Genomic DNA, 21,643 nt, shown 5'->3' on the forward strand with positions numbered 1-21,643 from the left:
GAGAGCCAGGCACTCCGCCACGCCGCCCACGCCTGGTCCTCCCGCCCCCTCACCGCCCCGCGATCCGCACGAGGGGATGCCGATAGGATGATGGCATGACGATTACGGCGGCGGCGGACGGTTCCTCCCTGGGTAACCCCGGGCCCGCGGGGTGGGCCTGGTACGTGGACGAAGACAGATGGGACGCGGGGGGGTGGCACCAGGGCACCAACAACTTGGGCGAGCTGACCGCGATCCTGCGCCTGATGCAGGCCACGGCCCACACCGGCGAAGACCTGCACATCCTGGCGGACTCGCGGTACGCGATCAACGTCGTGTCCAAGTGGCGCCTGGGCTGGAAGAAGCGCGGCTGGACGAAGGCCGACAAGAAGCCCATCAAGAACCTGGAGCTCATCCAAGAGATCGACCGCGCCATGGAAGGCCGCCGCGTCACCTTCGAGTGGGTGAAGGGGCACGCGGGGCACCCCATGAACGAGCGGGCCGACGACCTGGCGCGCGCGTGCGCGCAGGCCTACCGGGAGGGGAGAACGCCCGAGCCGGGGCCGGGATTTAGGGGTGGGGCCACATCGGGAGCCACGCAGGAGACCGCACGGGGGGACCAGGCCACTTCAGACGCAGTCACCGCGGCGGACGGCCCCAACGCGGCTGACGGGGACGCGCCCGCTCCCTCGGCTTCCCCCACTGACTCCGCTCCCTCGGGTTTGCTCAGCGCCGGTGAGGTGGTCGCCCGGGAGAGGGCGTTCATCCTGGCGTGGACCGACGGGGATGAGGGGGCGCTGGCGGGGATGACTGACGCGCGCACGACTCGCATCTGGCCAGGCGGCTCGGCCACGACGACCCTGGCGGGTCCCGCCCCGGCCTCGCCGTCGGTGGGCCGCATCGACGTGCAGGATCTGGGGGGCGCTTTCCTGGCCCGCTACCGCGTGCGCTGGGAGGGCGGCGCGTCCCTGGAGTCCAGCGTGTGGGCACCGGCGGACGATGCGGGCGGCGACCGCCTGGTCATGGTGCACCACCAATCGACGCTGATCGGCTGAGCGATGACCATCCGCGGGGCGTACTCCCGCGCGGGGCAACTGGAGGGCCATACCGCCCGGGTCAATGTCGCGGCACCCGGGGGAGGGCCGTAGACAAGCACCGAGCGCGTCGCCTACCCTGAAAGGCAGCGCCCGACCCATCCCCGCGGGCGCCCACCTGATCGCAGTCGGAGCCCGAGGAGAACAGCCGTGACGACGCGTACCGGAACGCCTCCCCCAATGGGACCCGCGGAGGGTACCCCGGCAACGGTCCTGCTGGTTGACGACGAGGCCGCCATCGTCGATGGCCTCGCGCCCTTTCTGCGCCGCTCGGGTTTCACGGTCCACACTGCCCGCGACGGGGAGGAGGGGCTGGCCGCCCACGGCAGGCTCCACCCCGATATCGTCGTTTCCGACATCATGATGCCCCGCATGGACGGGCGCGAAATGGTGCGCCGGATTCGGGCGGGGGGCACGTGGACCCCGGTCATCCTGCTCACGCAGATCGACACCTCCTTCGAGCGCTCAGCCGCGCTGGACGAGGGCGCCGACGACTACCTGTCCAAACCCTTCGACCCCCAGGAGCTGGTCTCGCGTATCCGCGCCGTGCTGCGCCGCTCCCTGCACACGCCGCGCCCCCTGTCGGCCTCCGAGCGCGTCACGAGCGGCGACCTGGTGCTCGACCGCCTCTCCAGGCGCGCCTTCCTGTCTGACCGGGAACTGGAACTGACCCCCAAGGCGATGGGGCTCCTGGACTACCTGATGACGCACCCGGGCGAGCTCCACACCCGCGAGCGCCTGCTGTCGGTGCTGTGGGGGATCGACTTCGCCTCGTCCACGCGCGCGGTCGATCACCGGATCCGCGAAATCCGCGCGGCCCTGGGGGAGGACCCCACCGATCCGGTATTCATCGAAACCGTTCCCTCCGTGGGGTACCGGTTTATCGGAAAGGTCGACCAATGAGGAACCGGATCCTGTGGTGCCTGGCGCCCGCCGCCATCGCCGTCCCCTGCGCCCTGGTGTGGTGGTTGGTCGGCTCGGGTCTGGAGGTGTGGTCGTCCGTGCCCCTGCACACCGTCCTGGCATTCGTCGGTGTCCTGGTGTCGGCCGCGGCCGTGGGGGTGGTGCTCGTCTCCTCCGCACTCTCGCAGGCGCGCCTGGCTGGGGCCGCCGAGGCGGACGCGCGCCGTGACCTGAAGCACCGGCAGTTCCTGGCGCGCCTGGACCACGAGTTAAAGAATCCCCTGACGGCGATCCTGGCGGCCACCGCCTCGGGCGACGACGAGGCGTCGGCGCTGGTGTCGGCCCAGGCGCGGCGGATGGGCATGCTCATCACGGATCTGCGCAAGCTGGCTGACCTGTCCTCCGCGCCTATGGAGCGCGAGCGGGTGGACCTGGAGGAGACGGTGCGCGACGCCGTGGAGGCCGCGCGCTCGTGCGTGGGGGATGCGCGCAGCTTCACCCTGGCCTTCCCGACCGCGCCGTGGCCGTTGCCCCGCGTCGTCGGGGACGCAGACTTGTTGTATTCCGCCATCCAGAACGTCGTGCTTAACGCCGTGAAGTACTCCGGCGAGGGCGACAGCATCGAGGTGCGCGCCAGCCATTCGGAGGACGGGGTAAGCATCGAGGTGGCCGACACGGGGATTGGGGTTCCCGAGGCGGAGCGTGAGTCCGTGTGGGCGGAGCTGGCGCGCGGGTCGAACGCGGCAGGGCGCTCCGGGTCGGGGCTGGGATTGGCACTCGTGCGCCTGGTCATCGAGCGGCACGGCGGGCACGTGCGCCTGACGTCTCGCGAGGGCGTGGGGACCAGTGTCGTCATGACCCTGCCGCTGCCCGACGAGGCGGGCGCCGCGCCGACGAGGATTCCCCAGCCCCCGCTGTGAACACCCCGCCCCCACCAGTGGCGTGCTGGTGGGGGCGGGGTGCAGCGAGCGGGTTCTCACTTCTGTGCGCGGATCTCGACGCGCCGGTTCTGGGCGCGCCCCTCGTCGGTCTCGTTGTCGCCGATGGGCTCGGATTCACCCTTCCCGTCGGTCGTGACCGCCAGGCCGGAGACCTTGCCCTTCAGGTAGTCGCCCACGGCCTTCGCCCGCCGCTTCGACAGGTCGAGATTGTGGGCGTCGTCGGCCACCGAGTCCGTGTGTCCCGTCACGGAGACCTTGGAGGGCTTGGCCTTGGACCAGTCGGACGCCAGGGAATCGAGGACCTGTTTCGCCCGGGCGGTCAGCTGGTCGGAGTCGACCTCGAAGTTCACGTCCCCCGACAAGGTGGTGACCGTGGCGTCCTTCTGTTCCGTGGTCGCCACCGCCCCGTCAACACTGCCGACAGAGAAGATGACCTTGACGGGGTCGGGGAACTCGATCGTCATTGCGTTCGCGGTCACTTCGTCCGCGGCCAGGGCGGGTCCCGCCCCGACGGCGGCCGCGAGCGCGAGGGCCGCGGCGGCCCCCACGCGCCTCCTCATCGCGGTCATGGCACTCACTCCCTGGTCACCGGGATGCCCTCGAAGGGGGCAACGTTCGGGACAGACACGGTGACGGCGTTGACCCCGTCGGGCAGGCCCTTGAACGTCGTGAAGACCGTCCGAGACTCGCCCGGACTCATAGAAGTAGATTCGAGCTTGCTGCACATGCAGGACTTGTCCGGACCCTTCCCCGGCGTGTAGACGAGGTTGTTCTGCGGATCGGTGAGCTTCACGTCGTCGGAGAGCATCTTATTGCCCCCGAAACTGTAATACCAGGCGGAAATGTCCTTGGAACCGGTGTTCGTGAAGGTCATGGTCAGCGTCGTGACCCCGTCCTTGACGACGACCGCGTTCACGTCCACCCGGAAGGACTTCCCGCTGATACTGCCCTCCCAGGTGCTCTGGACCTGGGAGGTGCGGGGCTTTGGGGCGCCCGTCGCCTGGGACGATGCGGAGCCGTTCGACTCCGAGGCGGCCGGGTTAGACCCGCCCTTGTCGCCGCCTGACTGCGTGGTCAGGCCGAACTGGCAGGCGCTCATGCCAAGTGCCAGGGGCAGCACGGCCATGGCCGCGATCACCCCGCGGGCTTTTTTGCTCCGTTGCGTCTTCATGTTGATCACCCTCCGGTGTTGTTCCGTCATCATCATTCCGACGCTTCGAGCGCCGTTGTTAAAACTCTACCCGCACCGTTTGACCATATGGTCGCAAGAGTGTCGCAATCCCGCGACACCCGGAACCAGGACGGGGGCAGGAACGTGCCAGGCCCAGGATCACGCGGAAAGAAGCCCGGACCGTCGCCTCGAACCCCCGTGCCGCCTGGTGCGGCGCGCTAGAATCGTGTCCATGCACACACAGTCGTATTTGCACCGCGGCCACACGGTCTATGAGCACCGCCTGGAGGTCCCCCTGGACCACCTGCGCCCAGCCGGGGGCGACAACCCGACGATCCAGGTTTTCGCGCGCGAGGTCGTGCGCAAGGGGAACGAGGACTCCCCCTACGCGGTGTTCTTGCAGGGCGGCCCGGGCTATCCCAGCCCTCGCTTCGGCACCTTTAGCGGCGGCTGGATAAACCGTCTCCTTCAGGACTATCGGGTGGTCCTGCTGGACCAACGAGGCACGGGCCAGTCCACACGCATGGACGCCCAGGCGCTCGGTTCCCTGGGCAGCGACCAGGAAAAGGCCGCCTACCTGCGCCACTTTCGTCAGGACCAGATCGTCTACGATGCCGAGGCCTTGCGCCACGAGCTGTGCGGGGATGAACCGTGGACCACGCTGGGCCAATCCTTCGGCGGATTCATCACGACATCGTACCTGTCGCTGGCCCCCCAGGGCCTCAAGGCCAGCCTGATCACGGGCGGGCTGCCCGGCCTGGTCCACGTGGATGACATCTACCGCCTGACTTACGAGCGCACGGCCGCCCGCAACCGCGCGTACTTCCAGCGCCACCCGGGCGACGAACGTACCGTGCGTGAGCTGTGCGCGCACCTGGCGGGCGAGGTCGAGACGCTGCCGACCGGCGAGCGCCTGAGCCCCGCGCGTGCGCGCATGATCGGCATGATGCTGGGCGGGCAGGCGAACACGGACCAGCTGCACTACCTGTTGGAGGGACCGTGGACTCATGTCGGCGGACAGCGCCGCCTGTCCTCGCAGTTCCTTCAGGCTATCGGCGCACAGGTGGGTGTCGCACCGATTTACGGGGTGTTCCAGGAATACATCTACGCGTGTTCCACGCCCGACCTGGAGGGGACGGCCACAATCTGGGCGGCGGATCGCCTGGCGGAGGAGGTGCCCGGATTCGCCAAGGACGCGGACCCACTGGACACCTCGGAGCCGTACTATCTGACGGGCGAACACTTCATGCGCCGCGTCTTTGAGGAGGACCCGGGCCTGGCTCCCCTCAAGGGCGCCGCCGACATTCTGGCCTCCACCACCCAGGCCTCCCCCGTGTACCTGCCGGACGTCCTGGCCACCAACACGGTGCCCGTGGCGGCCGCCGTCTACTACGACGACATGTTCGTGCCCCGCGAGCTCTCCCTGGACACGGGCGAGTTGATGGGCGCACGCTGCTACATCACGAACGAATACCAGCACGACGGTTCCGCCTATTCCGGCGGCGCGGTCGTGTCTCATCTGCTCGACCTGATCGCCAACTGAGGTCGAACATTCACCCAATCGAAAGGACCGGCCATGGCATCGTCATCTTCATCCACCTGCCCCATCGCCGCTAACGCGACCCGGATCGCCGGGTTCGCGGCCGGCGTCGGAGCCACTTTTGCGTGGTATGCGCTGCCCGATTACGTGCGCTCGCGCCCGCTGCGCGGGGTGGTAAAGACGGGATTGCTGGGGGTGATCGGATGGTCACTGGTGGCGATGATGCCAGGGGATCCGGAGCTGGCCCCCTACGACGACGAGGAAGCGGACTGCTCGGAGGGGACGCCCACCGCCGGCGAGGATCCTTTGGAGGGTGTGACCGAGGCGCAGCCCGCCGAGCTGGCGGTGCTTGGGGGCGCGGTGGTGGGCTCCGCGGTCCTCACGGTCGCCGTTGAACGCTGGTTGTTCCGTCGCGGGGAGCGGCGCCGCGCCCGCGGGGCCCGTTTCGCCCACACCAGGCAGGGGCTCCTTCTCGGGGGACTCGCGGCTGCGCTGGACGCGCTGGCGCTCACCGACTCCGCGTGCGTCACGTGCAGGCGGACTCAGGACTGAGGCGCAGCCTGGCGCGCGCACCCGCCTCGTCGCCTCCGCTCGCGACCGCGACGCGCCTGGGCTGGACCTTGTTTTGGCGCCTCCTTAGCGTCCCAGCTTTGTCACGGTGAACCAGGCGACGATGGCGCCGAACCACCCGCAGAAGATGATGAGGATGGGCACGCCCACCGCCGTCCACCAGGAGGAGGCCGGAGCGAGGAGCCCCCAGGCGCCCCACGCTGCGGGCGTGACGTTGATCGATACGAGCGAGAGCGCGGCGATGGAGATTCCGACGGGACGCCTCCTGAACGCCGACGCGACCACCTCGCGGGGGGAGGTCTCCGTGCCGTCGGCGATCTTGGCAGCGTCTTTCCTGCATTGCAGGAGTATCACGCGCGTCCCTAGCAGCGACCACAGCATCCCGCACACGAGGGCCGCCGTTCGATGGCCGAACGTATAAAAAACTGTCGCGGCCAGCCAAGCGGCCGCGTATACGATCTGCAAGCCGATGGATAGCGTGAACAGATTGCCGAATAGTGTCCAGTGCAGCTGGCTCTCGTAGTGGCTGCGCTCGGGATTCGTCTCCAAAAGCCCGCGGTACAGGCGGCTGCTCTCGTCGGCGTCATCGACCCTCTTCAGCTTGGCGATAGCCTCTCGGGCGCCTGTGTCCCCGGGGTCGATCTCAAGGATGCGGCCGTATGCCTCCAACGCCTCGTCCGGATGGGAGCTACGCAGCACAAAACCGCAGGTGTTGAGCACGAAAACGTCCTCGGGGGCGAGGCGCACGGCCTCGCGCGCCTCGCGTTCCGCCTCCTCCGACCGCCCGTTCCCCCTGAGCACGCGGGCGTGGAGGGCGCGGTAGGGTCCCCACTGCGGGGCGCGTTCGACCAACCTGGACGCGTGCTCCAGCGCCAGCGCGGCGTCGGACTCTGTGCCGGCCAACCAGTACAGCGCCTCATTGCTGTCGGGCGCGGCTTGGACAGCGCGTTTCGCGCTGGCATGGGCCTCGGCGCCCTGGTTCAGCCTCAGGTGAGCGAAGGCGAGGGTGCAGTTCACGTCGACGACCAGTTCCGGATCGGTCTGGGGGATGGTTGCGAGCAGTTCGATGGCCTGCTCCTCCCGTCCGAGGTTAATCAGCGCCTCGGCGCGTTCGATCTGAGCGCGAGCGACGTCATCGGCTGGCATCGGTCCTCCTCGGGGTGGTTGGGCGGCGTTGGTCAGCGGGGGCCGAACGGGCGCGCGGCATACCCGCGCACCGTGCTCACAGCAGCTTGTTGGCTTTCATGTAGGCGGCGAGTTCGTCGTACTGCCCGTCGCGATTTCCGTAGGCGACGATGTTGCGGGCGGTGGCAAACCAGGGGCCGCCGCTGGGCCGCACCTGCTTCAGGGCCTTCTTGAAGTCCTGCATGGTGACCATGCGGACGTTGCCGGTCTTCAGGGAGTCCATCATCGCGTACTCGACGGCGCTGTCTGCCAGGTGCGCCAGGTCCGCGCCCGTGAAACCGGCGGTCTGGCGCGCCAGCTGTGCCAAGTCGATCCCCTCCACGGGACGTGACCGCAGGTGGTGATGGAGGATCGCGTGCCGGGCGGGTTCATCCGGGGGCAGCACCGCAACGGACCGATCGAAGCGACCGGGCCTGCGCAACGCCGGATCCACGTCCCAGGGGACATTCGTGGCGGCCAGGATAAAGACCCCCTCGTTCGTGCCGTCGATGCCGTCCATCTCGGTGAGCAGCTGGTTGGTGACGCCCCGCCATCCGGAGCTGGTCGACTGGCTGCGCTTCTGTCCGATCGCATCAATCTCGTCGAGGAAGAGAACCACGGGTGCGTGGGCGCGGGCGGTCTCGAAGAGGGAGTGGAGATTCGCCTCCGAGTTGCCAATGTACTGGTCGAGGATGTCGGTGAGGGTGATGTTCATGAAGGAAGCCCCCATCTCGCCGGCGAGGGCTCGCGCAATGTACGTCTTGCCGCATCCCGGGGGTCCGTAGAGCATGAGGCCGCCCTTGAGGCTCTTGCCGTAGAGACGACGCATCTCCGGATTGCGCAGGGGCGCCAGGAACGCCATTGCGAGGCGGTCCTTGACGGCCTGCATCCCGCCCACGTCGGCGAGGGTGACGGTGGATGCCTCGACCTCCCACACGCCGTCTTTGCCCCCATCCGTCCCGTCGTTCAGCTCGGGCTCGCTTCCTTGGAGGAACGCCGGTGCGGGTCCCCCGACCTGCTGCTCGGCGCTGTCCCAGTCGAAGTCTTCTGAGTCCTGGGCCGTGGCCTCCTCGACGGTGTTGTCGGCCGGTCGCCTCTCGTCCGCCGCCTCCCGGTTCTGCGTCTCCGGCGCGTCGAACGGGGCGCCGCTCTCAGGGGAGTTCCCTGGGCCCGTCTCTGGGGCGTCGGCGGCCTCTTCTCCGCTGGTGCTTAGGGGCATATGGGGAGCACCGATGGCTTGCCTCATGAGGGCGACGGCGCGCTCGTTGCTCGGCTGTGAGGCCAGGACAACGCCCAGGTGGGGGACTGCTTCCGCGCCCCGCCCATCCGCGATGAGCAGCTCGGCCAGGTGCTCGCGCAGCGGCAGGTCCTGCGGTCGCTCCGCGACGATGGTTGTGAGGGAGTCAATCAATGGGTTCGTCATACATTCAGCCTACCGCGCAGTGTGGTCGGGACAATTTGGGCCCCTCCGGTGGGCGCATGCCCGCCGGGGATGAGTGTCCTCGGCCCCCGCCCCGAGGGGCTCCCGGTCGGCGGCGCGCCGAGGCGTGGGCGGGGCCGGGGTGCGTGTGCTGACACACCGTTTTACAGCGTGCGGGCGACGATGCGGCGTTGCGCCTGCCAAGAGCGCCACGCGTTGATCAGCCCCATGGCCAGGGGCAGGGAAACCAGGGCTGCCAGCATGGATGATTCGGCGGCGATGGCGACACCCGCGACGGCCAGGAATCCGACGAACCAGGCCAGCTGCATGCGCGCGCAGGCGGTCATGATGGAGCCGTCGGCGCGGGCGGCGCGCAGCGCGACGTGGGAGTCGGAAAAGATGACCAGATCTTCGTTCCCGGACCATTCGCGGCGCCATTGCCGGTCTGTCACCATGAGGGCAGCCAGGAGCGCCAGGAGAACCAGGCCTCCCCCGGTGATGAGGATGATGACTGCGAGGGCGAACTTTTGGGTGCTCGGCTCTGGCATGGCGGCCATTTCGACGACGGCGATGATGGAGCTGACAGAGACGATGAGGAGGACGGTGACGACGACGATGGCGAGATTGATGCGTCCCGCGATCGTTTGTCCGGCCCGCACGCGGTTGTAGCGACGCAACCTGTCGTTACCCAAGCGGTAGGGCCTGGGCGTCGCATCGAATTCTGCGGATTTGTATCTCACCCTCACACCATATCGTTGATTGTTGATATTTCGCGCCTTTCCCGAAAATTGTCAAGTGTCAAATCCGTAACATTTTTAACGGTCAGCATACGGGCAAAATGCGACGCGAACCCGCCACCGACCACCCGTTGACGATCCCGTGTCGGCGACCGTGTTGCGGACGGCACCCGATCCGGCGACAACGACCGCCCGCGCGAATGCCACGGCCGAGGCGCCCAGGGGTGAGGATTTTCGCGGCATCGCGGGAGGATGGGCGCGCCCCACACCCGGGCTGAGCAGGCGTATTATGCTCGGGCGATGCTGCTGATCCGCACGCCGAGGGGCGGCTCCCGGGTGGCCTCATAAGCTCTCGGGTGCAGGAGAACACCGCGGCCAGCGCACCCCGGGCCAGCCTGTGACACCCGATCGGTCGTGTCCAATGTTTGACACCGCGTTGCACACAGGGGATCGGTCGGAGTAGGCTGCCCGGCAAGCAACGCGTCACCGGCGAGTGTTGCAGCACCGTATCGTTGGAGTGAATCGATGAGCACCCCCAAGTGTTTCGGCGGTGGATTCATCAGCACCCGGCTCAAGGACATCCCCATCCCGCCCGCCCCTTCCACCGGCAGCGCCCACAACGTGCTCCTGACCAGCCACCTGGCCGCACTGAACAACACCATCAGCCAGGTCGCCTGGATCGCAAACGGAATCAGCCTGGGCCTGTCGGCCGCCACACACGATTTCCAGTGCACGGACGACGCGGCCGCCGACGCGCTCCACGAAATCCAGCGATACAACGACCTGTATAACAACCGCTACCCTGTGCGGCCCTCCATGTAAAGATGAGGCCCCCGACCGCGGCGCGTCCCGCGTCCGACCCCGGAGCGGTAAAACGCGCGAGACGCCACAGCCACGCCATGCCCCACGGGCGCTACCCTGGACCCTATACGCACGCGGGGCCGCAAGCCTCGTCTTTTGATCCACGCGAAGCAGGAGGAGCCCATGGCGCACGAGCCCGTGTTCGAGGCCATCAACTGGAACAAGATCCAAGACGAGAAGGACCTCGAGGTCTGGGACCGTTTGACGGGTAACTTCTGGCTGCCCGAAAAGGTGCCGCTGAGCAACGACCTGCCCTCTTGGCAGACCCTGACCAAGGACGAGCAACTCATGACGAACCGCGTGTTCACGGGGCTGACGCTGCTGGACACCCTGCAGGGCACGGTCGGCGCCGTGTCGCTGATCCCGGACGCGCGCACCCCCCACGAGGAGGCCGTCTACACCAACATCGCGTTCATGGAATCGGTGCACGCGAAGTCGTACTCGTCGATCTTCTCGACGCTGTTGTCCACGGAGGAGATCAACGAATCCTTCCGCTGGTCGAACGAAAACGCGGCGCTGCAAAAAAAGGCCGAGATCGTCAAGTCCTATTACGACGGGAATGACCCCGAAAAACGCAAGGTCGCCTCGACCATGCTGGAATCCTTCCTGTTCTACTCGGGCTTCTACGCGCCCATGTACTGGAGCGCTCACGCGAAGCTGACGAACACGGCTGATCTCATCCGCCTCATCATCCGTGACGAGGCCGTCCACGGATACTACATCGGCTACAAGTATCAGCTCGCCGTGAACGAATCCAGCCAGGAGCGCCAGGACAACCTGCGCGACTACACGTACGCGCTGCTGTACGAGCTGTACGAGAACGAGGAACAGTACACGGAAGACCTGTACGACCCGCTGGGCCTGACAGAGGACGTGAAGAAGTTCCTGCGTTACAACGCGAACAAGGCGCTCATGAACCTGGGGTACGAGGCCCTGTTCCCACGTGATGCGACGGACGTGAACCCGGCGATCCTGGCCGCCCTGAGCCCGAACGCGGACGAAAACCACGACTTCTTCTCCGGTTCCGGCTCGTCCTATGTGATGGGCGAGGTCGTGGACACCGAGGACGAGGACTGGAACTTCTGAGCCCCGCCCGGCCCGCTGTGAACTGATCGCGGGCATCGGCGCATCCGCCGATGCGGGTATGTCCGCCTCTGCGGGCGCGCCCGCGTCCGCCTGCCCAACACGAGAGGCCCGACGCCTGGACGGGACTCACCCGGGCCGACGAGGACGCCCGATCGGAGCCAGACTTTGTTTGCTCCCGCACACTTACAATCACATATGCAACAATTACACCAGAAGTCACAGGCGCATCGTTATGAGGTATTCCCCGCCATGACGCGCCTCGCACGCGGGCGCACAAACCTCATCTCGACGCAAACATCCCAGTAGATAGAGCCACGGCACTTGCCACGGCGGCTAGACTGTGACTGGGAGCGGCCTCGCTTCCACCCAAATCGTACGTCGCGCACACCGCGCGGGGGAATGAGGAGAGCACGACTATGAGCATCTTCGACCGCTTCGAGAGCGCCGTCGAGAGAGGCGTCAACGGCGCCTTCTCGCGCGTGTTTCGGTCGGGGATCAAGCCCGTGGACATCACCACGGCGATCCGCCGCGCCATGGACGAATCCGTCCAGGAAGTCTCCGCCACGCGCATCATCGCCGCGAACCACTTCACGGTCTACTCCTCGCGCGCCGACCTGTCCTCCCTCGAAGCCTCACTGGACGTCCTCGCCGACGAATTCGCCCAGCAGGCAACCGAGCACGCCTCGGCGAACAGCTACTCGCTCCTGGGACCCGTCACGATCGAATTCGTCGCAGACGCCACGGAACCCAGCGGCACCCTGAAGGTTGACGCAGAAAACCGCAGGGGACCCGCCGCGCCCGCCACGGCCTCGTCCGCATCCCCCGAACACCCCATCATCGACATCGACGGCGACAAGTGGCTGCTGACCGAACCCGTCACCGTCATCGGGCGCGGCTCTGAGGCGGACATCGTTGTCAACGACTCGGGCGTCTCGCGTCGCCACCTCGAACTGCGCATCACCCCCTCCGGCGTGATCGCCACGGACCTCGGCTCCACCAACGGATCCTTCGTCGAAGGCCACCGGATCGACGCCGCAACCCTGCTCGACGGCAACCAGATCGTCATCGGACGCACCAAGATCCTCTTCTGGACCCATCCAGACCAGAGCGGAGTTTAATGAAGTGACCACAGACCTCGCATTCACTGTCTTCCGCATCGGTTTCCTGGTGCTGCTCTGGCTCCTCGTGCTCGCCGCCGTCAACACGCTGCGACGCGACATCTTCGGCACCGTCGTCACCCCGCGCGGCAAGGGACGAGACAAGGCTGCTTCACGCCGAAAAGCCTCACGCGACAAACGCAAAGAAAAAAAGGCCACCCCCGCGAACCCGCTGGCCCCCAAAGACCTCCTGGTCACCGGCGGGCCGCTGGTCGGCACCATGCTGCCCCTGGGCGAGGCCCCCATCGTCATCGGCCGCTCGCCCGCGTGCACCCTGGTGCTCGAAGACGAATACGCATCCAGCCGCCACGCGGCGCTCACCCCCCAGTCCGACGGCTGGTGGATCGAAGACCTCTCCAGCCGAAACGGCACCTTCATCGACGACGAACGGCTGACCACCCCGCGCCAGCTCAAGATCGGCGACGTTATCCGCATCGGCCAAACCACTTTGGAATTGGTGGGTTGACATGTCAGGAAACGCCGTTCAATTCCACTACGCTGCCCGCTCGGACGTGGGCCTGGTGCGCTCGAACAACCAGGACTCCGGTTACTCCGGAGCCAACCTGCTGGTCCTCGCCGACGGCATGGGCGGACCCGCCGGAGGCGACATCGCTTCCTCCGTTGCCCTGGCGCACCTGGTCCCCCTCGACACGGACTCACACCCGGCGGACTCGATGCTGCCCCTCCTGCGCGAAGCCCTCCTGGACGCGCACGAGGAACTCACCGACCGCTCCAGCCGCGACCGCGACCTTGAGGGGCTGGGGACTACCTGCATCGCGCTCATGCGCAGCGGTAACCGCCTGGCGATGGTCCACATCGGCGACTCGCGCGCCTACGTGCTGCGCGGCGACACCCTCACGCAGGTCACGACCGACCACTCCTTCGTCCAATACCTGGTCGATACCGGCCAGATCACGCCGGAGGAAGCGGAACACCACCCCAACCGCAACGTCGTGCTAAAGATCCTCGGTGACGCCCAGGCCGACGTGGCCCCCGACGAAACGATCCGCGAGGCCGTCGTCGGCGACCGCTGGATGCTGTGCTCCGACGGCCTCTCCGGCCTGGTGTCCCCCGAAACCATCGGCCAGGTCATGGCCGACTTCAAGGACCCCGGCGAATGCGCGGACGAACTGGTCCGCCTGGCGCTGCTGGGGGGCGGACCCGACAACATCACGTGCGTCATCGCCGACATCGTTCCCGCCGGCGCCTTCCCCCCCGCTCCCCCGCAGATCGTCGGCGCCGCAGCCCTCGACCGCAACGCCAGGTCGCGCGGCGGCGACGGGGCGGCGGCGCGCGCCGCCGCCCTGGGGTCCTCGTCCTCGGAAAACGGCGGGGACGACGACGAGGCGTCCGACGACCTCAAGCCCCCCACCTCCTGGTGGACGCCCGTGTTCATCTCGCTCGTGACGGTCCTCGTGGTGGCCGCCTCGTGGATGTCCTGGATGTGGACGCAAACCCAGTACTACGCGATCGGCCAAGACGGGTACGTCGTCATCTACCAGGGCATCCCCCAGTCGATTGGCCCATGGCAGCTCTCTCACGCCGTCGAAGTATCCAACGTGGCCCTGGCCGACCTGGCACCCGTGGACCGACAGCGCCTGGACACCCCGGTCCTGCGCTCCTCGCGCGCCGACATCGACGCCTATATTGAGGGACTCAGGCGCTCCATTGCCGACGCCTCGTCCTCGAACCCCCAGTCCGGCGCGAAACAGTCGGGAGCGCAGAGCGGAGGCGCCTCGTAATGGCCACCGTATCGATCGCGCCGGCCAGGCCGCGCCGCTTCCTGGAGCTGACCCTCATGGGGCTGGCCCTGTTCGTGGGCATCGCTGGCTACGTGCTGACCTCGCTGAACTACACGGGGGAGATCCCCGCGGACCTGCTGACCCAGGTGGGCGTGCTCGTCGTGCTGGCCGTCATCGCCGAGGTCGGGGTGCATTTCCTGGCCCCCTACGCGGACCCGGTGATCCTGCCGATCGCCGTTGCACTGACCGGCCTGGGGCTGGCAATGATCTACCGCCTGGACCTGTCCTACGCCCGCAGGGGAGAGCCCGTGGTCGGCTTCCGGCAGGCCCTGTTCGTGGGCATCGCGATCGTCATCGCCGCCATCATCCTGATCACGCTGCGCGACCACCGGATGCTGCGCCGCTACACATACACCTTCGGCGCGCTCTCCCTGTTTCTGCTGCTGCTGCCGATGATCCCGGGGCTGGGCCAGGAAACCTTCGGCGCGCGCGTGTGGATCCACCTGGGGCCCATTTCGGTACAGCCGGGCGAACTGGTAAAGATCACGCTGGCGGTCTTCTTCGCCGGCTACCTGGTGACGAACCGCGACAACCTGGCGATCGGCGGCCGCAAATTCCTAGGAATGCGGCTGCCCCGCGCACGCGACCTGGGACCCATCATGGTGGTGTGGCTGATCGGCATCGCGATCCTGGTCCTCCAGCGCGACCTGGGGACCTCGCTGCTGTTCTTCGGATTGTTCGTAGCGATGCTGTACGTGGCCACGAACCGCGTCTCATGGCTGGTCATCGGCTTCACGCTGTTCATTCCGGCAGTCTTCATTGCCGTCCAGTCCTTCAGCCACGTCCGCACGCGCTTCAACGTGTGGATGAACGCCCTGGATTCCGACGTTTACAACAACGGCTCGTATCAGCTGGTGCAGGGTCTCTTCGGCCAGGCCTCCGGCGGATTGATGGGCACGGGCTGGGGGCGCGGCTACCCGCAGCTGGTACCCCTGGCAAACTCGGACTTTATCCTGTCCTCCTTCGCCGAGGAGCTGGGACTGATGGGCCTGGCGGCGATCCTCGTCCTGTACCTGATCCTCATCCAGCGCGGCCTGCGCGCCGCGCTGGCGGTGCGCGACGGCTTCGGCAAACTCCTGGCGACAGGCCTGAGCTTCTCGCTGGCGATTCAGCTGTTCGTCGTGCTCGGCGGCATCACCAGGATCATTCCGCTGACCGGCCTGACCGCCCCCTTCCTGGCGGCCGGCGGATCCTCGATGGTGTCCTCGTGGATCACGGTCGCGCTGCTGATCCGCGTGTCGGACGCGGCCAGGCGCCCGGCGTCAACACCGGCGCCGTGGAACTCAGGTATCCAACCGGCCGTGGGAGCGGGTGAAGCCTCGTGAACGCTCAGATTCGCAAGATTTTCGTCATCGTACTGCTCATGTTCTCCCTGCTGGGCATGGGAATCACGAACACGCAGTTTATTTCCGCGTCCGCACTGAACGGCGACCCACGAAACCAGCGCGCGATCCTGCACGCGGCCGAAACAGACCGCGGGCCCATCATCGTTGACAAGACGGCGATTGCGGTCTCCGAGCGCGACGGCGACTCGAAACGCTACGTGCGCTCCTACACCAATGGGCCCCTGTACGCACCGGTCACGGGGTACTTCTCGTCGGTCGGAAACGCATCGACGGGCCTGGAGGCCGCCGAAGAGGACGTCTTGGACGGCCAGTCGCAGACCCTGCTGGGCCAGCGGGTCCGCAACCTCCTGACGGGCCAGAACCGGCAGGGCGGCGGCGTGGAGCTGACGCTGAACGCCGCCATGCAAAAGGCAGCGGCCGATGCGCTCGGCGACCGCAAGGGCGCCGTCGTCGCGCTGGACGCGACAACGGGAGCGATCCTGGCCATGTATTCGTCGCCCACGTACGACCCGAATCAGCTGGCCTCCTCCGACGCGACCTCGGTCACGGACGCGTTCTCTGCCCTGTCCTCCGACCCGGACAACCCCCTGCTGAACCGCGCGACCTCCGAGCGCTACGCGCCGGGTTCGACGTTCAAGATCCTCACCACAATCGCCATGATCGAAAACGGCGTCGCGTCCCCAGAAACGCGCCTGGCCTCGCCCGTATCAACGACCCTGCCGGGCACGAACACCGAGGTTTCCAACATCGAATCCTCGAGGTGCGGCGACGGTAACCCGACCCTGGCCGAGGCCTTTGCGCGTTCGTGTAACACGACGTTCGTCCTGGCCTCCCAGCAGCTGACGAACCAGCAGCTCACGGACGTGACGAACCGCTTTGGTTTCGGCCGCGAAACGCAGGTCCCGCTGCCGGTGACGCCCTCCGTGTTCCCCACGGGCACGGACCCCGCGCAGCTGGCGATGAGCTCGATCGGCCAATACACGGTCCAGACGACGCCCCTGCAGATGGCGCAGGTCGCTCAGACCATCGCGAACGGCGGCCATATGATGAGCCCGCACCTCATCGCTTCGATCGTGGACGCGGACAACCAGGTGGTGCGCACGACCAGCCCGACGGACGCGGGACGCCCGATTTCGGCGGAGACGGCCTCGAAACTGACATCCATGATGGAAGGCGTCGTCTCCCAGCCCTACGGCACCGGCACGACGATGGCCCTGCCGAACGTGCCGGTCGCCGCAAAGACCGGCACTGCAGAGACCGGCAACGGCAACCGCGCGAACGCGTGGGCCGTCGGCTTCGCCCCGGCCAATAAGCCGCAGATCGCCTTCGCCGTCCTGGTCGAGGGCGACGACAACACCCCCACCCCGCACGGCGGAAAAGTGGCCGGACCGATTGCTCGGGCCGTCCTGGAAGCGGGGCTAAAGTGAGCTCACCACGCATGACTTCCGGCGCCGGGCGGGTACTCGGTGGGCGCTACACGCTGCTCACCCCGATCGCCCAGGGCGGCATGGGCGAGGTGTGGAAAGCCCGTGATCGGGTCAGCGGGCACATCGTCGCGGCGAAGGTCTTGCGTCCCGAACTGACGGGCGAAGAGCTGTCGCTGTCGCGTCTGCGCCTCGAAGCCCGCAATTCGATGGCTATTTCGCACCCGAACATCGCCAACACGCAGGATTCCGGTCAAGAAGAGGGCATCGGCTGGATCATCATGGAGCTGGTCGACGGCTATCCGCTGACGGATTACCTGCGCGGCGGATCCCGCATCGAACCGGAATACCTGATGCCGATCCTCGTGCAGGTCGCGATGGCACTGGGGGCCGCGGCCCGCGCGGGCGTCGTCCACCGCGACATCAAGCCCGCGAACATTCTGGTCCGCCCCGACGGCATGGTCAAGCTCACGGATTTTGGCATCTCGCGCGCGAAGGGTCAGGTCAACTTGACGGCCGCGGGCATGGTCATGGGCACCGCCCAGTACCTGCCGCCCGAGCAGGCCATGGGTGAAATCGCCACGCCCATCGGTGACCTGTACGCCCTGGGCGTCATCGCCTACGAGGCCGCAGCCGGGCGCCGCCCCTTCACCGGCGAGACTCAGGTGGATATCGCTTTCTCACACGTCAACGACCCTGTGCCGTCCCTGCCGGATTTCGTGCCCGCGCCGCTGGCCGACGTGATCCTGCACCTGCTGGAAAAGGACCCCGCGAAGCGGCCCGAGTCCGGTTCAGCCGCCGTCCGCGAGATCGCCAGCGCCGCCAAGGCCATGGGCATTTCCGTCACCCCACGCCCCCTGCCCCTCCCAAAGTCCGCACAGCACCCCACCGAAATACGCACGCCCGTGCAACCCTCCGTGCCGATCGTCGCTCCCGTTCGTCACCTGACGCGCCGCACACTGCCCGACGAAATGCTGCAACCCCCGTCCGGCCTGACCCCCAAGGTGCGCTCGGTCTCGGGCCGCCACGCGATGCCCGTCCTGGACGAGGCGACGACGATCGCCCCCTCCTCCGCGCCAATCCCAACCACGGGCCGTCACGCCTCAGCTCCGCGCGTCCTTGACGAGGCCGAGGTTTCCCCTGCCCCACGCCCGGCACCCGCGCCCGCGCCTGCGCGAGTTCGCCGTCTCCACCCCGAGACGGGCGAGCACGCGGCACCCGTTTCGGGCACGGTCCGCTCCCTCACCTCGACCGGCCGCCACGCGGCCGCTGCACCGGCGGCTTCGGCAGCCGCGTCGGCGTCCCTCACGGGGGCCCCGGTCCCGGTGCGCTCCGCCGCCTCCGCGGGGGCGGCGATGATCGCGGGGGCAGCGGCTTCTCCCAAATCAGCCGACCGCCCGCAGGGGCCGGCCTCTCCCGCACGGGCAACGACCACCCCCGCGGGGGAGCCCACGGCCGACCGCCCGCAGGGGCCGACGCCTCGAAGCAACGCACGGGCCTCGCACCCCGCTCCCAGTCCAACGCCTCCGACAAAGCACGCCCCCTCCCAGTCGTCCGCTGGCCCCTCCCGTTCCGCCGCCGACCCCTCCAGCTCTGCTGCCGCGCCGGAGGACCGACGGGCCGCCCTGGCCGAGCGCCTGCGCCAGCGCGCCGAACACCGCCAGGCCGAGGACGTCGCCGAGGAGCAACGCCGCGCACGGGTCGCCCGCGAGGAGGAACAGCGCAAACGCGAGCTGCGCGAGACCCGCAAGCGCCGCGAAGCCGAACAGGCCCAGCGTCAGCACGCCCAATCAGGTCCCCAGCGCTTCCCCCATCCCGCCCCCGGCCAGGACGGCCGTCGCAAAAAGGAGTCCACGGCCTCGTCTACGCCGCGCTCACCCTCACCCGCGCCGCGGTCAGCCTCGTCATCGTCACGCTCAGCATCGAGTTCAACGCACCGGGTGTACGGCACCGTGCCCCAGCCTCGTACAAAGAAACCCTCCACGCGGCCGCGCCGCTCCGTCTACGAGCCGCAACCGGAAAAGACGTCGCGGGGGCCGCGCTGGCACGAGCTTGACGCCCGAACGGCACAGCACACGCGCCCGCCGACGAAAACAGCGTACTCACGCAGCGCCGTCGCCCCACCCGTCCCAGTATCCAGGCATATTATCCGCGCGGTTGTCGCCGCAATCATCGTGATTGCGCTGATTGCGCTCTTAGCTATTACGATCAGACACATGCTTGGCTCCCTGATACATCCAAGTGCGGGGGCACACATTATCGAGGAGGTTAGGACATGGCAGAGCCCATGGCCCACCGTCTAGCTGGCCGATACGAGGTCCGTTCGCTCATCGGGCGCGGCGGAATGGCCGAGGTCCACCTGGGCTTCGACACTCGCCTGTCGCGCGTCGTCGCAATCAAGATGCTGCGGCGTGACCTGGCGCAGGACTCGATTTTCCAGGCGCGCTTCCGCCGCGAGGCGCAGTCAGCGGCGTCGTTGAATCACCCGAACATCGTCGCCGTCTACGACACGGGCGAAGAGATCGTCGAAGACGCGGTCCGTCGCTCAGTCGCCGTGCCCTACATCGTCATGGAGTATGTCGAGGGGCACACGGTTAAGGAACTCATCTCCGATGGCACGGCCGTTCCGATCAACGAGGCCGTCGAGATCGTGTCGGGCGTCCTGTCCGCCCTGGAGTATTCGCACGCGAACCATCTGGTGCACCGGGACATCAAGCCGGGCAATATCATGCTGACCTCGGACGGCAAGATCAAGGTCATGGACTTTGGCATCGCCCGGGCCCTGACGGACTCGCAGGCCACGATGACGCAGACGAACGCCGTCGTGGGCACCGCACAGTACCTGTCCCCCGAGCAGGCGCGCGGCGAGACCGTGGACGCCCGCTCGGACCTGTATTCGACGGGTGTCGTCCTCTTTGAACTGCTGACGGGGCGCCCGCCCTTCAAGGGCGATTCCGCGGTCGCCGTCGCGTATCAGCACGTTGAGCAGATCCCGCCCACCCCCTCGTCAATCCTGTCCGATATCCCCGACCCCCTGGATCGCGTGGTGCTCAAGGCCCTGGCGAAAAACCGCGAGGATCGCTATCTCAGCGCCGCGGCGATGCTCTCGGACCTGCAGTGCGTGGCCCACGGACTGGACGTGGGTGCCCCGTCCGCCGACTCGTGGGCGACCCAGGTACTGCCCGCTCCGGGATTGGCGGGCGCGCAGACGGCTGCGACCACACCCCTGTCAGCGATTGGCGCGCATGAGGGCGCCCCAGCGATGGCCGCGACCTCCACGTCGCTTCCCCCCGTCGATCCCCAACAGGACGCGGCCAAGGAGGCCAGCAAGGCCCGTAAACGCCGCACCGCGATCATTGTGTCCCTCGTCGTGATCGCCCTGCTCCTGATCGGCGGGTCCGTGTGGGCGCTGACGCGCCGCGCCGCGACCCCTGAAACCCTCGCGGTTCCCAACGTCGTGGGCCTCAGCCAGGCGAACGCGAAGGAACAGATCGAGGCAGCCGGATTCACGTGGGAGCTCAACCCCGACAAGATCGCCTCCGACACGGTCGAGGAGGGTTCCGTTGCTTCGACAGACCCCGCCGCGGGCACGCAGGCCGAAAAGGGCGCAACCGTGCGCGTCACGATCTCTTCCGGACCCGACTCAGTGACTCTGCCGTCGAACCTGGTGGGCATGAGCCCCGACGACGCCCGCAAGGCCGTCGAGGCCCTGGGCCTGAAGTGGGAGCTTGACGCCAACAGGATTGCATCCAACAGCGTCCCAGAGGGCAAGGTCGCGCAAACCAACCCCTCCCCCGGCTCCAAAGTCAAGGCCGGTCAGACCATCCGCGCCAACCTGTCCTCCGGCTCCGATCAGGTTGAGGTCCCCGACCTTGAGGGTATGAGCCAGGACCAGGCCAGGAGCGCGCTGAAGGCCGTCGGCCTGGAGCTGGGCAACGTGACGAGCGTCGATTCGGACAAGGAAAAGGATCGGATCGTTTCCCAGGATCCTTCCACCGGCACGAAGGTCAAGAAGGGCACCCGGGTTGGTGTGTCTGTCTCGAACGGCAAGAGCGCCCAGGTTGAGATCCCGACTGTTGTCGGAATCGGCAGCGAGGATGCTCAAGCGAAGCTGAAGGCCCTGGGCCTGAAGGTGACCGTCGAGGAAGTCGCCGACAATCAGCCGGCCGGACAGGTCCTGTCCGTCGAACCCGGCGAAGGCTCGAAGGTTGAGAAGAACTCGACCGTGAAGCTGAAGGTCTCCAAGGGGCCTCAGGGCGGCAACAACAACGGGAACAAAAAGAAGTGACGCCCCGCAGGATAAGCCCCGCGCAGGGTAAGTGAGGCCGCGTACCTGGATAGGAAATTGCTTCGTGGATAGGAAACAATCATCTGGATAGGTTATGAGCTTCTGGATAGGTTAATAAGCTATCCACGAGCGCATAACCTATCCAGAAACGCACTTCCTA

20 protein-coding genes are annotated in these 21,643 nt (G+C 67.2%); 14 read left to right on the top strand and 6 right to left on the bottom strand.

Annotation, left to right across the window (positions count from 1 at the left end):
• The first annotated feature begins 95 nt into the window (after positions 1–95).
• The 3 genes from BLT68_RS08275 (at position 96) to BLT68_RS08285 (ending at position 2,896) form a co-directional block, all read left to right on the top strand.
• On the top strand, positions 96–1,034 hold the full coding sequence (locus BLT68_RS08275) for an RNase H family protein (RefSeq protein ID WP_074633629.1): 939 nt from the start codon (positions 96–98) through the stop codon (positions 1,032–1,034).
• 189 nt (positions 1,035–1,223) lie between these two features.
• Positions 1,224–1,976 (top strand): response regulator transcription factor, encoded by a 753-nt coding sequence (locus BLT68_RS08280; protein ID WP_198482564.1) that lies wholly within the window; start codon positions 1,224–1,226, stop codon positions 1,974–1,976.
• Positions 1,973–2,896 carry a sensor histidine kinase gene (locus tag BLT68_RS08285; protein WP_050695426.1) on the top strand — a complete coding sequence of 308 codons (924 nt, stop codon included), beginning with the start codon at positions 1,973–1,975 and terminating at the stop codon, positions 2,894–2,896. The genes BLT68_RS08280 and BLT68_RS08285 overlap by 4 nt, the downstream gene beginning before the upstream one ends.
• 56 nt (positions 2,897–2,952) lie before the next feature.
• Here the strand turns inward: BLT68_RS08285 and BLT68_RS08290 are convergent, their stop codons facing one another.
• Both BLT68_RS08290 and BLT68_RS08295 read right to left on the bottom strand, forming a co-directional pair.
• A complete protein-coding gene (locus tag BLT68_RS08290) occupies positions 2,953–3,486 on the bottom strand; it encodes an OmpA family protein (RefSeq protein WP_074633632.1) in 534 nt (177 codons plus the stop codon).
• A 5-nt stretch (positions 3,487–3,491) separates the two neighbouring features.
• Positions 3,492–4,088: a hypothetical protein gene (locus BLT68_RS08295; RefSeq protein WP_232618738.1), complete on the bottom strand. Its 597-nt coding sequence runs from the start codon at positions 4,086–4,088 to the stop codon at positions 3,492–3,494.
• Positions 4,089–4,320: 232 nt separating this feature from the next.
• Between BLT68_RS08295 and BLT68_RS08300 the strand changes: the two genes are divergently transcribed.
• Both BLT68_RS08300 and BLT68_RS08305 read left to right on the top strand, forming a co-directional pair.
• Complete coding sequence (locus BLT68_RS08300; protein WP_050695429.1) at positions 4,321–5,631, top strand: alpha/beta fold hydrolase; 1,311 nt, start codon at positions 4,321–4,323, stop codon at positions 5,629–5,631.
• A 33-nt stretch (positions 5,632–5,664) separates the two neighbouring features.
• The gene (locus tag BLT68_RS08305; RefSeq protein ID WP_050695430.1) at positions 5,665–6,180 is read left to right on the top strand and encodes a hypothetical protein; all 516 of its coding nucleotides are present in this window, start codon (positions 5,665–5,667) and stop codon (positions 6,178–6,180) included.
• Positions 6,181–6,264: 84 nt separating this feature from the next.
• Here BLT68_RS08305 and BLT68_RS08310 read toward each other — a convergent pair whose 3' ends face one another.
• The 4 genes from BLT68_RS08310 to BLT68_RS09265 form a co-directional block, all read right to left on the bottom strand.
• A complete protein-coding gene (locus BLT68_RS08310; RefSeq protein ID WP_074633635.1) occupies positions 6,265–7,344 on the bottom strand; it encodes a tetratricopeptide repeat protein in 1,080 nt (359 codons plus the stop codon).
• Positions 7,345–7,420: 76 nt separating this feature from the next.
• The gene (locus BLT68_RS08315; protein WP_074633637.1) at positions 7,421–8,785 is read right to left on the bottom strand and encodes an ATP-binding protein; all 1,365 of its coding nucleotides are present in this window, start codon (positions 8,783–8,785) and stop codon (positions 7,421–7,423) included.
• 161 nt (positions 8,786–8,946) lie between these two features.
• The gene (locus BLT68_RS08320) at positions 8,947–9,522 is read right to left on the bottom strand and encodes a hypothetical protein (protein ID WP_074633744.1); all 576 of its coding nucleotides are present in this window, start codon (positions 9,520–9,522) and stop codon (positions 8,947–8,949) included.
• Positions 9,523–9,597: 75 nt separating this feature from the next.
• Positions 9,598–9,762 carry a hypothetical protein gene (locus tag BLT68_RS09265; protein WP_165603251.1) on the bottom strand — a complete coding sequence of 55 codons (165 nt, stop codon included), beginning with the start codon at positions 9,760–9,762 and terminating at the stop codon, positions 9,598–9,600.
• A gap of 282 nt (positions 9,763–10,044) precedes the next feature.
• On the opposite strand from BLT68_RS09265, the gene BLT68_RS08325 reads away from it, so the two are divergent.
• The 9 genes from BLT68_RS08325 (at position 10,045) to pknB (ending at position 21,483) form a co-directional block, all read left to right on the top strand.
• Entirely contained in the window at positions 10,045–10,341 is a 297-nt protein-coding gene (locus BLT68_RS08325) for a hypothetical protein (RefSeq protein WP_074633638.1), read from the top strand.
• 162 nt (positions 10,342–10,503) lie between these two features.
• Entirely contained in the window at positions 10,504–11,466 is a 963-nt protein-coding gene (nrdF, locus tag BLT68_RS08330) for a class 1b ribonucleoside-diphosphate reductase subunit beta (protein WP_050695436.1), read from the top strand.
• A 416-nt stretch (positions 11,467–11,882) separates the two neighbouring features.
• Positions 11,883–12,584, top strand: a complete 702-nt coding sequence (locus tag BLT68_RS08335) for an FhaA domain-containing protein (RefSeq protein ID WP_050695437.1) — start codon at positions 11,883–11,885, stop codon at positions 12,582–12,584.
• A 4-nt stretch (positions 12,585–12,588) separates the two neighbouring features.
• Entirely contained in the window at positions 12,589–13,089 is a 501-nt protein-coding gene (locus BLT68_RS08340; protein WP_050695438.1) for an FHA domain-containing protein FhaB/FipA, read from the top strand.
• A gap of 1 nt (position 13,090) precedes the next feature.
• Positions 13,091–14,365, top strand: coding sequence for a PP2C family protein-serine/threonine phosphatase (locus tag BLT68_RS08345; RefSeq protein ID WP_074633640.1), 1,275 nt, complete (start codon positions 13,091–13,093; stop codon positions 14,363–14,365).
• Positions 14,365–15,750, top strand: coding sequence for an FtsW/RodA/SpoVE family cell cycle protein (locus tag BLT68_RS08350; protein WP_074633641.1), 1,386 nt, complete (start codon positions 14,365–14,367; stop codon positions 15,748–15,750). Before BLT68_RS08345 ends, BLT68_RS08350 begins: the two co-directional genes overlap by 1 nt.
• Entirely contained in the window at positions 15,747–17,198 is a 1,452-nt protein-coding gene (locus BLT68_RS08355) for a peptidoglycan D,D-transpeptidase FtsI family protein (RefSeq protein WP_050695441.1), read from the top strand. The genes BLT68_RS08350 and BLT68_RS08355 overlap by 4 nt, the downstream gene beginning before the upstream one ends.
• A gap of 11 nt (positions 17,199–17,209) precedes the next feature.
• Complete coding sequence (locus tag BLT68_RS08360) at positions 17,210–19,498, top strand: serine/threonine-protein kinase (protein ID WP_074633643.1); 2,289 nt, start codon at positions 17,210–17,212, stop codon at positions 19,496–19,498.
• Positions 19,471–21,483 carry a Stk1 family PASTA domain-containing Ser/Thr kinase gene (gene pknB / locus BLT68_RS08365; protein ID WP_074633645.1) on the top strand — a complete coding sequence of 671 codons (2,013 nt, stop codon included), beginning with the start codon at positions 19,471–19,473 and terminating at the stop codon, positions 21,481–21,483. The genes BLT68_RS08360 and pknB overlap by 28 nt, the downstream gene beginning before the upstream one ends.
• Positions 21,484–21,643: the final 160 nt, after the last annotated feature.

Source organism: Schaalia meyeri (assembly GCF_900105015.1).
GTDB classification, from domain to species: Bacteria; Actinomycetota; Actinomycetes; order Actinomycetales; family Actinomycetaceae; genus Pauljensenia; species Pauljensenia meyeri.

Coding starts and splice junctions, on each gene's coding strand:
- BLT68_RS08275 (WP_074633629.1), top strand. CDS start 96: ATGACGATTACGGCGGCGGCGGACGGTTCCTCCCTGGGTAACCCCGGG.
- BLT68_RS08285 (WP_050695426.1), top strand. CDS start 1,973: ATGAGGAACCGGATCCTGTGGTGCCTGGCGCCCGCCGCCATCGCCGTC.
- BLT68_RS08290 (WP_074633632.1), bottom strand. CDS start 3,486: ATGACCGCGATGAGGAGGCGCGTGGGGGCCGCCGCGGCCCTCGCGCTC.
- BLT68_RS08295 (WP_232618738.1), bottom strand. CDS start 4,088: ATGAAGACGCAACGGAGCAAAAAAGCCCGCGGGGTGATCGCGGCCATG.
- BLT68_RS08300 (WP_050695429.1), top strand. CDS start 4,321: ATGCACACACAGTCGTATTTGCACCGCGGCCACACGGTCTATGAGCAC.
- BLT68_RS08305 (WP_050695430.1), top strand. CDS start 5,665: ATGGCATCGTCATCTTCATCCACCTGCCCCATCGCCGCTAACGCGACC.
- BLT68_RS08310 (WP_074633635.1), bottom strand. CDS start 7,344: ATGCCAGCCGATGACGTCGCTCGCGCTCAGATCGAACGCGCCGAGGCG.
- BLT68_RS08315 (WP_074633637.1), bottom strand. CDS start 8,785: ATGACGAACCCATTGATTGACTCCCTCACAACCATCGTCGCGGAGCGA.
- BLT68_RS09265 (WP_165603251.1), bottom strand. CDS start 9,762: ATGCCGCGAAAATCCTCACCCCTGGGCGCCTCGGCCGTGGCATTCGCG.
- BLT68_RS08325 (WP_074633638.1), top strand. CDS start 10,045: ATGAGCACCCCCAAGTGTTTCGGCGGTGGATTCATCAGCACCCGGCTC.
- nrdF (WP_050695436.1), top strand. CDS start 10,504: ATGGCGCACGAGCCCGTGTTCGAGGCCATCAACTGGAACAAGATCCAA.
- BLT68_RS08335 (WP_050695437.1), top strand. CDS start 11,883: ATGAGCATCTTCGACCGCTTCGAGAGCGCCGTCGAGAGAGGCGTCAAC.
- BLT68_RS08345 (WP_074633640.1), top strand. CDS start 13,091: ATGTCAGGAAACGCCGTTCAATTCCACTACGCTGCCCGCTCGGACGTG.
- BLT68_RS08350 (WP_074633641.1), top strand. CDS start 14,365: ATGGCCACCGTATCGATCGCGCCGGCCAGGCCGCGCCGCTTCCTGGAG.
- BLT68_RS08360 (WP_074633643.1), top strand. CDS start 17,210: ATGACTTCCGGCGCCGGGCGGGTACTCGGTGGGCGCTACACGCTGCTC.
- pknB (WP_074633645.1), top strand. CDS start 19,471: ATGGCAGAGCCCATGGCCCACCGTCTAGCTGGCCGATACGAGGTCCGT.